Origin of the sequence: Siminovitchia thermophila, assembly GCF_016909185.1 — a bacterium.
In the GTDB taxonomy this organism is placed as follows: Bacteria; Bacillota; Bacilli; order Bacillales; family Bacillaceae_C; genus Siminovitchia; species Siminovitchia thermophila.
The window spans coordinates 22642-38018 of record NZ_JAFBFH010000016.1; the positions used below are offsets into that span (position 1 = coordinate 22642).

Consider the following 15377-nt stretch of genomic DNA (forward strand, 5'->3'; position numbering starts at 1 on the left):
GCAGGCGAAAGGATGGAGTTTTTCATGTTTGTTCAGCAAAGCGGCATCCTTTATAACAAACAAATGATCTTGACGGGGAGTAAGGAGCATGGATAAAGGAAAAATATTATCTTTGGAAGAGCGCATTCCAAAAATAAAAGAGCATCGGAGACGAAAGGCAAATCGCCGGCTCATTTTCCTTATTTCCCTATTCTTCCTTTTAATTGTCTGTGTCATTTATTTTCAATCCCCCCTTAGCCACGTTAAACAGATTCAAGTGCATGGAAATGAAGCAGTCACTTCTGAAGAAGCCATTAAAATGAGCAAACTAAAACGTGGTTTGAGTATATGGGAGATTGACAGAAAACAAGCGGTGAAAGATTTAAAAAGCCATCCTGAAATCAAAAGCGCTGCCGTACGGATCGGTTTTCCGAATACCGTACATATAAATGTGAAAGAATACGCGAAGATTGCATTCGTATCGACGGGAACCGAATTTTTCCCCATATTAGAAAATGGGAAAATATTAACAGATAATCCAAAGATGGAGATTCCAGGCAATGCGCCTATTCTTAATGGTTTTGAAGAAAACCATATATTGGAAGAAATGGCAAAACAATTAATGGAGCTACCGCCGGAAATTGTAAATGCCATTTCCGAAATACATTACAGCCCCAAAAAAACAGATCAATACCACATTAGTTTGTATATGAATGACGGGTTTGAAGTAAGTGCCACAATCCTAACTTTTGCGGAAAAAATGATTCATTATCCTTCCTTTGTCAGTGAATTGGACCCACAGAAGAAAGGTATAATTGATCTGGAAGTCGGGTCTTTTTTTAAAGCATACGAATCAGATAACAAAGAAGAAAAAGAGGAGGGGCAATAAACAGGATGATTTTTTTCTACACATGGACGTGCCCCACTCCTTTTTCTTTTCTGTAAATGAAAACTGAAAAAACCTTGTCTTCCAGTAAAGCTTTTTTTCGCACCAGGAATGCTGGAAATGTTTGGGAACAGGTCCGCTTATTTGGACCGTTTTTTCGAGAGATTTCGAGCATGTCCTGTCATTAGGGACAAACCCAAAGGGGCGAATATATAATGTATGACTCAAGTTTGACTTTTCTAGGTGCTAATCTTGTTGTAGACTTATAATAAGTTATCATGGTACATAACCGTCAAATTTCATCATGCTTTTGCCGGAATTCGTCGAAAGCTGTTGTAATCATGATAAGTTGTACAAAAAACAACGAATGAAAAGTCTAATAAATTTAGTTGACAAACAGGAAATAACGTTCATTTGCCGAATAAGTAAAAGTAGTTAAAAAATTAAGGATGATCATTAAATGGCAACTTTAAGAGAAAAAGAGAATGGGAGAGTTGAAGGAGGTGCCGCGGAGTGAACACCAATGAATTGTATGTCAGTCTTGATATGGGAACTTCCACAATAAAAGTCATAATTGGCTCGATGACCGGTGATTCTTTAAATATTATCGGAGTTGGCAACGCCAAGGCTGAAGGGATCAAGAAAGGTTCAATTGTTGATATAGATGAAACCGTTCATTCGATAAAGAAGGCAGTAGAGCAGGCCGAGAGAATGATAGGCATGCAAATTAATAATTGCATTGTCGGCATTGCCGGAAATCATGTTTCTCTTATGCCATGTCACGGAGTAGTCGCCGTTTCCAGCCAAAACAGGGAAATTACGAATGATGATGTTGCAAGGGTGATGGATGCGGCTCAAGTTGTGTCCATTCCTCCTGAGAGGGAAATTATCAATGTCATTCCCGGACAATTTATTGTGGACGGATTGGATGAAATTACAGATCCGAGAGGAATGATTGGAGTCCGCCTGGAAATGGAAGGGACGATTGTCACCGGGGCAAAGACCATATTACATAATACTTTGCGCTGCGTCGAACGAGCCGGTCTGGAAATCACCGATATCGTTCTGCAACCGCTGGCAGCTGCTTCTATTGCATTGTCAAAAGATGAACGCCAAATGGGAAGTGCCTTAATCGATATCGGGGGAGGTTCCACGACAGTTGCCGTATTTGCCAATGGAGGCATTGCGGGTACAAGCGTTATCCCGGTTGGCGGGGATCATATTACAAAGGATTTGTCAATTGGTTTAAGGACGGCTACTGATGACGCGGAAAACATCAAGCTCGCATATGGACATGCATTTTACGACCATGCGTCAGAAGAAGTAGTATTCAGCGTGCCAATTATTGGCAGCGACCAACATCAACAATTTAACCAGCTGGAGCTATCTGATATCATTGAAGCTAGAATGGAAGAAATATTCGAGCTTGTGCAGCTTGAATTAAAGCAAATGGGAGCTGCCGATTTACCGGGAGGTTTTGTTTTGACAGGAGGCGTCGCCAATATGCCCGGGGTAATGGAATTGGCTCAAATCATTTTCCAAAACAGGGTGAGGATCGCCCTTCCGGATTACATCGGTGTCAGAGAGCCGCAATATACAACAGCTGTAGGGCTCATCAAGTATGCCTACCACGAGGCAAAATTACAAGGCAGAAATATCAGTGCCTCTCCTGTGCAATTGCCAAGTGACGCAGATGAAGCCCGAATTCCTGCGGGTCATCAGCCGAATACAAAAGATACGAAGGATCCCGATGCGAAAATATCTACTAAAGTAAAAAAATTCTTTGGGTACTTTTTTGAATAGAGACATCCGTTGGGAATAAAAGAACAGGAGGACATGTCATGTTGGATTTCGATACAAATATTGATTCTTTAGCAACCATTAAAGTTATTGGTGTCGGCGGCGGCGGTAACAATGCCGTAAACCGGATGATAGAGCATGACGTTCAGGGCGTCGAATTTATCGCAGTCAATACGGACGCACAAGCACTTAACTTGTCAAAAGCCGAGATTAAAATGCAAATTGGCGCGAAGTTAACAAGAGGTCTTGGTGCGGGTGCCAATCCCGAAGTCGGGAAAAAAGCTGCCGAAGAGAGTAAAGAACAGATAGAAGAAGCATTAAAAGGGGCAGACATGGTTTTTGTCACCGCGGGAATGGGCGGCGGCACCGGAACGGGAGCTGCACCGGTCATCGCCCAGATTGCCAAAGATTTGGGGGCATTGACTGTCGGAATCGTCACGAGGCCATTTACTTTTGAAGGCCGGAAGCGGGCGAACCAAGCAAGCGGTGGAATTGACGCGATGAAAGAGTCTGTCGATACTTTAATCGTCATTCCAAACGACAGACTTTTAGAGATTGTGGATAAAAGCACGCCGATGCTGGAAGCATTTCGGGAAGCCGATAATGTTTTGCGGCAAGGTGTTCAGGGAATCTCCGAGTTGATTGCCGTCCCTGGTTTAATTAACTTGGATTTCGCGGATGTCAAAACCATCATGACGAATAAAGGTTCCGCTTTAATGGGGATTGGTGTCGCAACCGGTGAAAATCGGGCGGTAGAAGCTGCCAAAAAGGCTATTTCTTCCCCACTCCTGGAAACTTCCATCGATGGCGCCCAAGGGGTATTGATGAATATCTCCGGCGGAACAAATTTGAGCCTGTATGAAGTTCAAGAAGCGGCAGATGTAGTGGCCAGTGCCTCAGACCAGGAAGTAAACATGATTTTCGGATCTGTCATTAATGAAAGTTTAAAGGATGAAATTGTTGTGACTGTAATCGCAACGGGCTTTAACGAAACAGCTGGACAGGAAAAGCAACAAAATCCTTTGCTCCGGCAAATGAGGCCGCAACACCAGCATAACCATAACCCCGTGACAAGCCGAGAGCAAAAAAGGGAAGAGGTACAGGAGCCTGCAAGGACAAACCAGCCTCCGGTGGAGGATACACTGGATATTCCTACATTTTTAAGAAATCGAAATAGAAGAAGATAAGCCAGATGATGAATCTGGTCGGCTTGTAGAAAAAGCAGTTGTTTTTCTCTACAAGCTTTTTTATTTTGTAAGGTATTATAGAAGCGAAAAAACAGATCGCGGATCTTCTATTCATTATGAATGCGGCCGATTAGTCATATGTTTGATCACTGTTCCATCTTGCGCTTTTCGGGTGGATGTTGATCGGTTTTACAAATGAGACATCCCTATTTCTGCATGATGCCCGTTTTTACATTGGGACCTGACATGCGTTCCCCCTTGATGTCCGTCTTGACAATCATCCCCTTAGCCCACCAGGATGTTTTGACGATCATCCTTTTTGCCCGCCAGGATGTTTTGACGATCATCCTTTTTAGCCCAACCAGGAATGGAGGAAATGTAAAAGCATGGCTGCCCTTCAAGCCTTTTTTAAATGAATCCAGGCTTGGGCAATTGGAATGTTTCTTTCCGGAGTCATCCCATTACTGTCTTAGCAAACACGTAATATTATTTTTTAAAACAGATAGCCGGTCCTGTAGACAGGTTGTCAAGCATCTAGTTACCTGGCCTGATCATGAATCTGGTTTTTTTATTTATCTTCTACCCTTCCGCATTAGCCAATCTTCGATGTTAATTGTGAAAACTTCTCTATTTTCCCTTACAGGAATTGACACATTCTATAGCCCTCTTCCTTTATACTAAACGATAATGAATAAAAGGACTGCCCTTGCGCTATGATCCACTTGGGGAGGGAGGGTCATTGGTTGTTTATTTGGATATCATATGGCTTTTAAATGTCTTGGTAGACAGCTTGCTTTTATGGATAACAGCTATTTTTTTAAAAAGGCATGTCAAACTCTGGCGTCTCTTACTCGGGGGGATTGCAGGATCCATTGTCGTTCTTTTGGCTGTTACTCCGGTAGCCGAGATGTCCGGCCACCCGCTTGCAAAGTTTGGTTTATCCGTTTTTATGGTGATGATCACCTTCGGGTATAAAAGATTTAAAACGTTCATCTCCTCCCTGCTGACATTTTATTTCGCTACATTTCTCATGGGAGGAACTCTTATAGGTGTTCACTATTTTCTCTCATTCGACATGGATCTTGAAACAGCTTATTTTCTTGAGAGCATAAAAGGGTTTGGCGATCCGATCAGCTGGCTGTTTGTAATCTTTGCATTTCCGCTCGCGTGGTATTTTTCAAGGAAAAGAGTGGACGATATGACGATTTCGTCTGTTGAATATAGTGTATTGGCAGATGTTTCCATCCACTTGAACGGACTCCATATTCATGTAAAGGGTTTGATTGACAGCGGCAATCAATTGTATGATCCCATCTCCAAAACTCCGGTTATGATCATTTCGACTCATTCTTTAAAAGAGGTCTTGCCGGAAGAAATCGTGAACCTATCCAATGAGTCGAACCACTCACTTGAGGTTGCTTCGGAATTGCCTGATCAGTGGAGGGAAAAGATGAGGCTTATTCCCGCAAAAACGCTGGGAATGAATCACCAGCTTTTATTCGCTTTTAAGCCAGAATCAATCAAGATCAAAATGAATGACCAGGAGAAGGTTGCTAGAAAAGCTTTGATTGCTTTTACAGACCAACATCTGTCCAGCGATGGCACATTTGAGTGTATTGTACATCCTCTCATTATCGAGCAAGCAATCTCCGAGTCAGCATCATAAGTGCCGCACAACAAAAAAATTCAGGGAGGACATATCGTGAAAAAGTTTCGGTTTCGCATCACATATTATTGGTATAAGTTCCTCATGAAATTGGGATGGAAAACAGATGAAGTTTATTACATAGGGGGAAGTGAGGCTCTTCCTCCCCCGCTTTCCAAGGAAGAGGAAGCGGTTCTTCTTGAAAAGCTTCCCAAAGGGGACAAGACCGCAAGGTCCATGCTGATTGAAAGGAATTTAAGGTTGGTAGTTTATATTGCCAGAAAATTTGAAAATACCGGGATCAATATTGAGGACTTAATCAGCATTGGAACGATCGGACTCATTAAAGCGGTCAATACGTTTAATCCCGAGAAAAAGATAAAACTGGCGACCTATGCTTCACGGTGTATTGAAAATGAAATTCTCATGTATTTGCGCCGAAATAACAAAACAAGATCCGAAGTCTCCTTTGATGAGCCGCTTAACATTGATTGGGATGGCAACGAGCTGTTGTTGTCTGATGTATTGGGGACGGAAAATGATATTATCACAAGGGATCTCGAGGCGAATGTGGACAAGAAACTGTTATTCAATGCGTTGGAAAAATTAAACCATCGGGAAAAACAGATTATGGAGCTTCGTTTTGGCCTGGCGGGTGGGGAGGAAAAAACACAAAAAGACGTTGCGGAAATTCTGGGCATTTCCCAATCGTATATTTCGCGACTAGAGAAAAGAATTATCAAACGCCTCAGAAAAGAATTCAATAAAATGATTTAAGAACTAAAAAATTATTTTGAACGAAAAGCAAAGGACGGCAGAGGCTCACATGGATTTATAAGCGGCAGGAAGAAATGGGAATGCATATATTTTCCTCCCAGGGAGATACTTACACTGTAAGCAAGCTCCTGCTAGGAGGGAAAAACTGTTGAAGCGAAATAAGGTGGAAATTTGCGGTGTGGATACTTCAAAGCTCCCTGTTTTGAAAAATGAGGAAATGCGGGAACTGTTGAAGCAAATGCAACAAGGGGATGTAACAGCCAGAGAAAAACTGATCAACGGCAATCTGCGCCTTGTGTTAAGCGTCATTCAACGTTTTAACAACCGGGGAGAGTATGTGGACGACTTATTTCAGGTCGGGTGTATCGGATTAATGAAATCAATAGATAATTTCGACCTCAGCCAAAATGTCCGCTTTTCAACGTATGCCGTCCCGATGATCATTGGGGAAATCCGCCGATATTTACGGGATAACAACCCTATCCGGGTATCGCGTTCATTGCGGGACATCGCTTATAAAGCACTCCATGTACGTGAACGGTTAATGGCAAAAACGTCTAAGGAGCCAACAGCAGCGGAAATTGCCCGTGAACTGGAAATCCCTCATGAAGAAGTTGTTTTTGCCCTTGATGCCATTCAAGACCCTGTCTCTTTGTTTGAGCCGATATATAACGACGGTGGGGACCCCATTTTTGTCATGGATCAATTGAGCGACGAAAAGAGCAGGGATAGCCAGTGGATTGAAGAAATCGCTTTGCATGATGGCCTGCAGCGGCTGAATGATAGGGAAAAGATGATCATCCGCAAACGGTTTTTTCAAGGAAAGACCCAAATGGAAGTGGCAGAGGAAATTGGCATATCCCAAGCACAAGTATCAAGATTGGAAAAAGCCGCTATTAAACAAATGAATAAAAACATCAACATTCAATGAGCCGGATTTCACTATACGAAATCCGGCTTTCGCTTATCATGAAAGGCTAAGGGTGTTGCATATACTTATAGTATATAAAAAGCATGGCGGGAAGCGGGGATCATAATGGTAAGAATATCGGAATTTCAATTAAAAGATGTGGTGAATGTGACAGATGGCCGCAAGCTTGGAAATATAGGCGATATCGATATAAATCTTGATACGGGTAAAATAGAGTCGATCATTATTAGCCAAACAGGCAAACTGCTTGGTTTTTTTGGAAAAGAAGATGAAATCATTATTCCCTGGAATCAAATTATCAAAATCGGAACGGATGTCATTCTTGTGAGGCACAGCAGTGCCAAATTTGAACAACAGCAGCTTAACATGCCAAAAGATTAAGATTATCCATGCTGTTCGCATGCTTTTGTGGTACACTAAAGAAAATGTCATTTTACGCGAATATATACAACAAGAATATAGGGGTAATGAATCGTGAAAGTTATTGAAAAGCTGCATTTGATTCAACAGGAAATCGCAGAAGCATGCGCCCGGTCCAACCGGAATCCTGAAGACATCACCATCGTGGCGGTAACGAAATATGTGACAATAGACAGGGCTGTGGAAGCACTTGAAGCGGGCATTCAGCATTTTGGTGAAAACCGAGATGACGGTCTGCAGAAAAAATGGGAAGTTTTAAAAGACAAGCCCACATGGCATTTCATCGGAACACTCCAATCCCGAAAAGTTAAAAATATTATTGACAAGGTAACGTATATTCACTCGCTTGACCGGCTATCGTTGGCAAAAGAAATTAACAAAAGAGCCGAACAATCTGTTAAGTGCTTTGTCCAAGTAAACGTTTCCGGTGAAGAGTCAAAACACGGGTTGGATCCTGGTCAGGTGAAAGAGTTTATTGAACAATTGGCCCAATTTGATAAAATAATTGTTGCCGGATTAATGACGATGGCGCCATTAACAGATGACGAGGATATGTTACGCACCTGTTTTCGAAAACTGAAGCATTTGCAAACAGAAATCAAACAGTTGGATTTGCCGCATGCGCCATGTGAAGATCTGTCGATGGGCATGTCCAATGATTTCAAAATTGCCATAGAAGAGGGGGCAACTTTCGTCCGCATCGGGTCCGCTCTTGTTGGTGAATGATGCGAAGGAGGCACGAAATTGGGTATTAAATCAAAATTTAAAAACTTTTTTTTGCTGGAAGATGAGTATGAATACGCTGAAGAAGAAAAAGTGGCTAACGAACCTGAGGAAACAAAAAAACCAAGCACACCGGCTACACGGAAGCAAAATGTCGTCAGTCTGCAAAGCGTACAACAGTCTTCCAAGGTAATATTGATTGAACCGAGAGTATATGCCGAAGCACAGGAAGTAGCGGATCATTTGGTCAACCGCCGAGCGGTTGTCGTTAATTTACAACGTATTCAGCACGACCAGGCAGTCAGAATCGTCGACTTTTTAAGCGGTACTGTTTACGCTATAGGAGGCGACATACAAAGAATCGGCAAGGATATTTTTCTCTGTACGCCTGATAACGTGGAAGTATCAGGAAATATTACAGAAATGATAGACACCGATCATTATGATGATACGAGGTGGTCATAACGGGATGACATTAATAACTGCTATAATTGTACAATTGATTCAACTATATTCTTGGGCATTAATTATATACATATTAATGTCGTGGTTTCCGAACGCCAGAGAATCTGGAATCGGGCAGTTTCTGGGGCGGATTTGCGAACCTTATTTGGAACCATTCCGCAGAATTGTGCCGCCCCTTGGCATGATTGATATTTCTCCGATTGTCGCTTTTATTGTTCTCAAGCTTGCGACAATGGGATTACTTGAAATTGCCAAATGGGTGGGATAAGGGTTTGGGGCCGCTGAGCTCCTTGACTCATGATCCGAGTGTTTTTTGCAAATGGGGTTGACCGTTTTGGATGATATATATCAACATTTTCGCAAGGAAGAAAAACAATTTATTGATTTGGCGATGGACTGGAAAGAGTTTGTGGAAAGAACCTATGCAGAGAAATTGACAGACTTTCTTGATCCAAGACAACAGTTCATATTACAGTCGGTTGTCGGTGATGGACCTGATGTCCGCTATGCTTTTTTTGGAGGAGGTCCTTCTTGTGAGCGTAAAAGGGCACTCATTTTTCCGGATTATTTAAAACCGCAAGAAGATCACTTTCAAATCGGCTTGTACGAGATTGATTATCCCCGGAAGTTTGTGAAGCTGGAACATCGCATGGTGCTCGGGTCGTTAATGTCCCTGGGGATCAAGCGAGAGAAGTTTGGCGACATCATTGTAAACGGGGATCGCATTCAGTTTTTTTCCAGTACGGAAATTGAAGATTATATCATCTCTCAATTTAAAGAGGTCGGCAAGGCCAATGTGACAATTCAAAAGCTTGGGCTGGATGAAGTGATTGAACGGGAAGAAGAGTGGGTCCAGATGGAAAAGACTGCTTCCTCGATGCGGCTGGATGCTATTATTTCTGCCGCTTTTTCCGTTTCAAGGCAAAAAGCCCAATCAATCATCGGTCAAAAGTTGGTAAAATTAAACTGGAAAATAACCGAACAACCGGCAACGGACTGTTTTGAAGGTGATATGATCTCTGCGCGCAGGCTTGGAAGGTGTAAGATTATCCGCATTTTGGGAGAAACGAAAAAACAGAAGCTTAGGATACAATTCGGGATGGTAAAATCTTAAATTTGAAAAGAATCTCCCCAGACTTAGACAAAATTCGTTATAATATATGTATCTTATGATGAGGAAAAGCACTAGGAGGTGGCATGATGCCGTTAACGCCGGTAGACATACATAATAAAGAATTCAGCAAAAGAATGAGCGGTTATGATAGAGATGAAGTCAATGAGTTTCTTGATCAGGTTATAAAAGACTATGAGCTTTTAATACGCGAAAAAAAAGAATTAGAAGACCAATTGGCTGCTATGAATGAGCGTCTGGGCCACTTCAACAATATAGAGGAAACGCTTAATAAGTCGATTGTTGTGGCTCAGGAGGCTGCTGAAGAAGTAAAAGGCAATGCATTGAAAGAAGCAAAGCTGATCATACGTGAAGCTGAAAAAAATGCAGATAGAATTGTAAATGAAGCTTTATCAAAAGCGCGAAAGATCGCCTTGGAAATTGAAGAACTAAAGAAGCAGTCAAAAGTATTCCGCACACGTTTCCGCATGTTGATCGAGGCTCAGCTTGACCTGTTGCAAAGCGATGATTGGGATAAACTGATGGAGTTTGAACTTGATGCTACCGAACTCACTTCTTTAGAAGAGGCGGAAGAAGTAGAGTAGAACTTGACATCATTTTGAGTGCTCACATATAATAATAGTAATTTTACAGGGAATAAAGCGATGATAGGGAAAGTACATTTTTAAAAAAGCCATTCAAGCGATCCGGGGATGGTGGAAGCCCGGGATGGAAGAGAAATGGAAAATCACCCTTGAGTACTCGAAACGAAAGCCTTTGGTAAGTAGATGAGAGCGGCTGATCAACGATACTGATTCAGAGTGGACAAATGCACTTTAAAGTGTGTTCAAAAAGGAGTATAAAAGGACCAAGAATTTCGAGGCATCGCAGTTTGCGCAGCATAGTTGCCAGTGAAGAAATTCGATGTGTCATTTTTAACGAACTTTTTGAGTAACACTTTTATGCATGTCTAATTGGGTGGTACCGCGGGAATATAACCTTCTCGTCCCTTGTGGGGATGTGAAGGTTTTTTGCATTGTAAGAAGAAATGTTGAAAAATGCGTTGTACAAGGCCGGATGGCTGCAAGATAAAAGTTGAAGGAGGAAAAAAAATGGATTATAAAGATACGTTGCTTATGCCGAAAACGGATTTCCCAATGCGAGGGAACTTGCCGAAAAGAGAGCCGGAAATCCAGGCATGGTGGGAGGAACAAGATATTTATCGGAAAGTCCAGGAAAGGACGGCGGGCAGGCCGCTTTATATTCTTCATGACGGCCCCCCATTCGCCAATGGCAGTCTTCATATGGGGCATGCGCTCAATAAAACGTTAAAGGATTTTATCGTCCGCTACAAATCGATGGCTGGTTTTTGCGCCCCTTATGTTCCGGGCTGGGACACTCACGGCCTTCCGATTGAACAGGTTTTGACCAATAAAGGTGTAAAGCGAAAGGAGATGTCGGTTGCCGAGTTCAGGGAAAAATGTGCCCAGTACGCGCTTGAGCAAATTGACAACCAGCGCAAGGAGTTTAAACGGCTCGGTGTACGGGGGGATTGGGAAAATCCTTATATTACGCTAGAGCCCGAGTATGAGGCGGAACAGATAAAAGTGTTCGGTGAAATGGCCAAAAAGGGCTATATTTACAAAGGGAAAAAACCCGTATACTGGTCGCCTTCGAGTGAATCTGCACTGGCGGAAGCGGAAATTGAATATAAAGACAAACGTTCTCCGTCCATTTATGTTGCCTTTCCTGTAAAAGACGGCAAACAAGTACTGAAAGAAGGAACTTATTTGATTGTTTGGACCACAACGCCGTGGACCATCCCGGCCAATCTCGCGATTGCCGTGCATCCTGACTTACAATATGCAGTCGTTGAGCATGAAGGCAAACAATATGTTCTGGCCAAAGATCTGTTGGAAAAAGTAGCTTCTTTACTTGAATGGGATCGATATGAAACGGTGAAAACCTTGAAAGGAAATGAGCTGGAGCATGTAACAGCCACACATCCGCTTTATGAAAGGGATTCGCTTGTAGTCCTTGGTGAGCATGTCACGGTTGATGCCGGTACGGGATGTGTCCATACTGCTCCCGGGCACGGAGAAGACGACTTTTATATTGGCCAAAAATATAGACTTGATGTGCTTTGCCCTGTTGATGATAAAGGTTATATGACAGATGAGGCGCCCGGTTTTGAAGGGTTGTTTTATGATAAGGCGAACAAACCGATCACCGAAAAGCTGGATGAAGCAGGAGCGCTTTTAAAGCTTGAATTCATTACACACTCGTATCCGCATGATTGGCGGACGAAAAAGCCGGTTATTTACCGCGCGACCCCCCAATGGTTTACTTCCATTAAAGATTTCCGGTCCGAACTTCTTGAGGCGATCAAAGAAGTAAAATGGACTCCGAAATGGGGAGAGACACGGCTGTACAATATGGTACGCGATCGTGGCGACTGGTGTATTTCAAGGCAAAGGGTATGGGGAGTGCCCATTCCCGTATTTTATGCGGAAAACGGGGAGCCGATTATTACGGATGAAACGATTACCCATGTTTCCGAACTGTTCCGCAAGCACGGCTCCAACATTTGGTTTGAAAAAGAAGCGTCTGAGCTGTTGCCTGAAGGCTTTACACATCCGGGAAGCCCCAACGGCATTTTCACAAAAGAAACGGATATTATGGATGTTTGGTTTGATTCCGGTTCTTCCCATCAGAGCGTCTTGAACGTCCGCGAAGACCTAAGAAGGCCTGCGGATTTATATCTGGAAGGTTCGGACCAATACCGCGGCTGGTTTAACTCTTCTTTAACAACTTCGGTCGCCGTCACGGGAAAAGCACCATATAAAGGAGTGCTGAGCCATGGATTTGCTCTTGATGGCGAAGGCCATAAAATGAGTAAATCTCTGGGCAATGTTATTGTACCAGCCAAAATTACGAGCCAATTTGGAGCAGAAATATTCCGTCTTTGGGTTGCTTCGGTTGATTATCAATCAGATGTCAGAATTTCCGACGCTATTTTAAAACAAGTAAGTGAAGTATATCGGAAAATCAGGAATACCTTCCGCTTCATGCTTGGAAATCTGGCAGATTTTGATCCCAAAACACATTCGGTTCCAACAGCCAAGCTGAGGGAAGTCGACCAATTTCTGCTTGTCAGGCTAAACAACTTGATAAAAGAATCATTGGCGGCATATGAAGATTTTGAGTTTGCCGATATTTATCACGCGGTGAACAATTTCTGTACAAACGACTTAAGTTCTTTTTACATGGACTTTGCCAAAGATGTGCTGTACATTGAAGCGGCAAATCACTTTGAAAGAAGAGCCATGCAAACGGTCATGTACAAATGTGTTGTGACTCTGGCAAAATTATTGTCGCCGCTTCTGCCGCATACTACGGATGAAGTGTGGTCATACATCCCTGGTGTAGAGGAAATCAGCGTTCAATTAACGGATATGCCCCAACCAGAAGAAATTGCCGATAGCGAAAATCTTGAACATAAATGGAACGAATTTTTGCGTGTGCGCGATGACGTATTAAAAGCGCTGGAAGAAGCCAGAAACGATAAAGTGATCGGCAAATCGCTTACCGCAAAAGTGACCCTTTACGTTAATGATGAAGTAAAGACGCTGCTGGAAAGTATTTCTGAAGACATTAAACAGTTGTTTATTGTTTCAGCGTTTGAAGTGGGTGGCGCGTACGATGATGCGCCGGACAGCGCCTTGAAGCTGGAACGTGCTGCTGTTGTTGTTGAGAAGGCTGAAGGCGAAACATGTGCCCGCTGCTGGGTCGTGACACCAACCGTCGGAGAAGATGCGGATTATCCGGATATTTGCCCGCGTTGTGCCAATGTCGTTAAGCAGTTAACATGATTGATGGCAAGCCCTTCTTTTTCGGAGGGCTTGTTACTTTTAAAAATAAGTGATTATAGCTAAAATGTAATTGGAATGAATTACGATACGGGGGTTTGCGCGTGGGCTATTATTTGATTGCCTTATTTGTAGTTGTATTGGACCAAATTACAAAGTGGCTGATCGTTCGTCATATGGAGATCGGGGAAAGCATTCCGATTCTTCCCAATCTGTTTCATATTACTTCACACCGCAACAGGGGAGCGGCCTGGGGAATATTAGAGGGGCAAATGTGGCTGTTTTATATTATAACCGTCATTGTGGTAGCGGGAATCATATATTATATGCAAACCCAAGTGAAAGGAAAGCCATTCTTTCAGATAAGCCTCGCTTTTATTCTCGGCGGAGCGATCGGGAATTTTATTGACCGCTTGTTTAGGAAGGAAGTCGTTGACTTTCTTGATACATATATTTTTGGCTACGATTTTCCGATTTTTAATATAGCCGATTCCGCTCTGACGATCGGTGTTGTCCTATTGATGATTCAAATCTTTCGTGAAGACAGAAAAGAAAAGGTGAACGCGAATGAAAAAGGTTGAGCATCTTGTTTCAAGTGAGGAAAACGGGGAACGGATTGACAAGTTGATTGCTTCCCTTGATGAACAATGGTCCCGTTCACAAGTCCAGCAATGGATAAAAGCTGGATTCGTTGAAGTAAATGCGGAACAAGTGAAGGCAAATTATAAATGTCAGACAGATGATGAGATCGCCATTTCTATTCCCGAACCAGAACTGCTTAATGTGGAACCGGAGGAAATGGATCTTGATATTTATTACGAGGATCAGGATGTGATCGTAGTCAATAAGCCTAAAGGCATGGTCGTGCACCCTGCGCCGGGCCACCCTTCCGGCACACTTGTAAATGGACTGATGGCTCATTGCAAAGATTTATCGGGTATTAATGGTGTGTTACGCCCCGGCATTGTTCATCGAATCGATAAGGACACATCGGGATTGCTGATGGTCGCCAAAAATGATCTTGCCCACGAACGGCTTGTCGATCAGCTTGTCAAAAAAACCGTCGTCCGGAAATATGTAGCGCTTGTTCACGGGATCATTCCCCATGATCATGGAACGGTCGATGCTCCGATCGGGCGAAATCCGGCCGATCGGCAAAGTATGGCGGTCACCGAAAAAGGCAAGCATGCTGTCACTCATTTTTCCGTAAAAGAAAGATTTGAACAATTTACATTGGCAGAATGCGAACTGGAAACAGGAAGAACCCACCAAATTAGGGTCCATATGAAGTATATCGGCTACCCGCTTGCAGGCGATCCGAAATACGGACCGAAACAGACGATTTCCGCGGACGGACAAGTGCTGCATGCAGGAGTATTGGGTTTTCAACATCCGAGAACGGGAGAGTATTTGGAGTTCAACGCCCCATTGCCACAATATTTTGTTGCGCTTCTAAATAAATTGCGTCAGAATGATTGACATATCCAAGCAACAAGTATATAGTTGGTATAGCTTAATAAATGCCTTTAAATTCGGTCCCGTGAGGCTGAGAAGGAACGTGTATATAATGGGCAGCTCGTTTGT

The 15377-nt window shown here is 43.0% G+C and carries 15 protein-coding genes; all 15 read left to right on the top strand.

Annotation, left to right across the window (positions count from 1 at the left end):
* Positions 1–88: 88 nt before the first annotated feature.
* The 15 genes from JOC94_RS12180 to JOC94_RS12250 all read left to right on the top strand — a co-directional run bounded on the left by JOC94_RS12180 (position 89) and on the right by JOC94_RS12250 (position 15272).
* Positions 89–868, top strand: coding sequence for a cell division protein FtsQ/DivIB (locus tag JOC94_RS12180; protein ID WP_077111808.1), 780 nt, complete (start codon positions 89–91; stop codon positions 866–868).
* A 510-nt stretch (positions 869–1378) separates the two neighbouring features.
* Positions 1379–2668, top strand: a complete 1290-nt coding sequence (ftsA, locus tag JOC94_RS12185; RefSeq protein WP_077111807.1) for a cell division protein FtsA — start codon at positions 1379–1381, stop codon at positions 2666–2668.
* Positions 2669–2706: 38 nt separating this feature from the next.
* Positions 2707–3852 carry a cell division protein FtsZ gene (gene ftsZ, locus JOC94_RS12190; RefSeq protein WP_077111806.1) on the top strand — a complete coding sequence of 382 codons (1146 nt, stop codon included), beginning with the start codon at positions 2707–2709 and terminating at the stop codon, positions 3850–3852.
* Positions 3853–4591: 739 nt separating this feature from the next.
* A complete protein-coding gene (spoIIGA, locus tag JOC94_RS12195; RefSeq protein WP_077111804.1) occupies positions 4592–5518 on the top strand; it encodes a sigma-E processing peptidase SpoIIGA in 927 nt (308 codons plus the stop codon).
* A gap of 36 nt (positions 5519–5554) precedes the next feature.
* Positions 5555–6274: an RNA polymerase sporulation sigma factor SigE gene (gene sigE, locus JOC94_RS12200; protein ID WP_077111803.1), complete on the top strand. Its 720-nt coding sequence runs from the start codon at positions 5555–5557 to the stop codon at positions 6272–6274.
* Between the two features lie 148 nt (positions 6275–6422).
* Entirely contained in the window at positions 6423–7205 is a 783-nt protein-coding gene (gene sigG / locus JOC94_RS12205; protein ID WP_077111802.1) for an RNA polymerase sporulation sigma factor SigG, read from the top strand.
* Positions 7206–7310: 105 nt separating this feature from the next.
* A complete protein-coding gene (locus JOC94_RS12210; RefSeq protein ID WP_077111801.1) occupies positions 7311–7586 on the top strand; it encodes a YlmC/YmxH family sporulation protein in 276 nt (91 codons plus the stop codon).
* A gap of 93 nt (positions 7587–7679) precedes the next feature.
* Positions 7680–8351, top strand: a complete 672-nt coding sequence (locus tag JOC94_RS12215) for a YggS family pyridoxal phosphate-dependent enzyme (protein ID WP_077111800.1) — start codon at positions 7680–7682, stop codon at positions 8349–8351.
* Positions 8352–8369: 18 nt separating this feature from the next.
* Positions 8370–8813, top strand: coding sequence for a cell division protein SepF (locus tag JOC94_RS12220; protein WP_077111799.1), 444 nt, complete (start codon positions 8370–8372; stop codon positions 8811–8813).
* Positions 8814–8817: 4 nt separating this feature from the next.
* Positions 8818–9081, top strand: coding sequence for a YggT family protein (locus JOC94_RS12225; protein WP_077111798.1), 264 nt, complete (start codon positions 8818–8820; stop codon positions 9079–9081).
* A 66-nt stretch (positions 9082–9147) separates the two neighbouring features.
* Entirely contained in the window at positions 9148–9927 is a 780-nt protein-coding gene (locus JOC94_RS12230; RefSeq protein ID WP_236017082.1) for a YlmH family RNA-binding protein, read from the top strand.
* Between the two features lie 86 nt (positions 9928–10013).
* Positions 10014–10529 (top strand): DivIVA domain-containing protein, encoded by a 516-nt coding sequence (locus JOC94_RS12235; protein ID WP_077111796.1) that lies wholly within the window; start codon positions 10014–10016, stop codon positions 10527–10529.
* Between the two features lie 507 nt (positions 10530–11036).
* Positions 11037–13796 (top strand): isoleucine--tRNA ligase, encoded by a 2760-nt coding sequence (gene ileS / locus JOC94_RS12240; protein WP_077111795.1) that lies wholly within the window; start codon positions 11037–11039, stop codon positions 13794–13796.
* A 101-nt stretch (positions 13797–13897) separates the two neighbouring features.
* The gene (gene lspA, locus JOC94_RS12245) at positions 13898–14374 is read left to right on the top strand and encodes a signal peptidase II (RefSeq protein ID WP_205179427.1); all 477 of its coding nucleotides are present in this window, start codon (positions 13898–13900) and stop codon (positions 14372–14374) included.
* Entirely contained in the window at positions 14361–15272 is a 912-nt protein-coding gene (locus JOC94_RS12250) for an RluA family pseudouridine synthase (RefSeq protein WP_077111793.1), read from the top strand. The genes lspA and JOC94_RS12250 overlap by 14 nt, the downstream gene beginning before the upstream one ends.
* Positions 15273–15377: the final 105 nt, after the last annotated feature.

Coding starts and splice junctions, on each gene's coding strand:
- JOC94_RS12180 (WP_077111808.1), top strand. CDS start 89: ATGGATAAAGGAAAAATATTATCTTTGGAAGAGCGCATTCCAAAAATA.
- ftsZ (WP_077111806.1), top strand. CDS start 2,707: ATGTTGGATTTCGATACAAATATTGATTCTTTAGCAACCATTAAAGTT.
- JOC94_RS12210 (WP_077111801.1), top strand. CDS start 7,311: ATGGTAAGAATATCGGAATTTCAATTAAAAGATGTGGTGAATGTGACA.
- JOC94_RS12225 (WP_077111798.1), top strand. CDS start 8,818: ATGACATTAATAACTGCTATAATTGTACAATTGATTCAACTATATTCT.
- JOC94_RS12235 (WP_077111796.1), top strand. CDS start 10,014: ATGCCGTTAACGCCGGTAGACATACATAATAAAGAATTCAGCAAAAGA.
- ileS (WP_077111795.1), top strand. CDS start 11,037: ATGGATTATAAAGATACGTTGCTTATGCCGAAAACGGATTTCCCAATG.
- JOC94_RS12250 (WP_077111793.1), top strand. CDS start 14,361: ATGAAAAAGGTTGAGCATCTTGTTTCAAGTGAGGAAAACGGGGAACGG.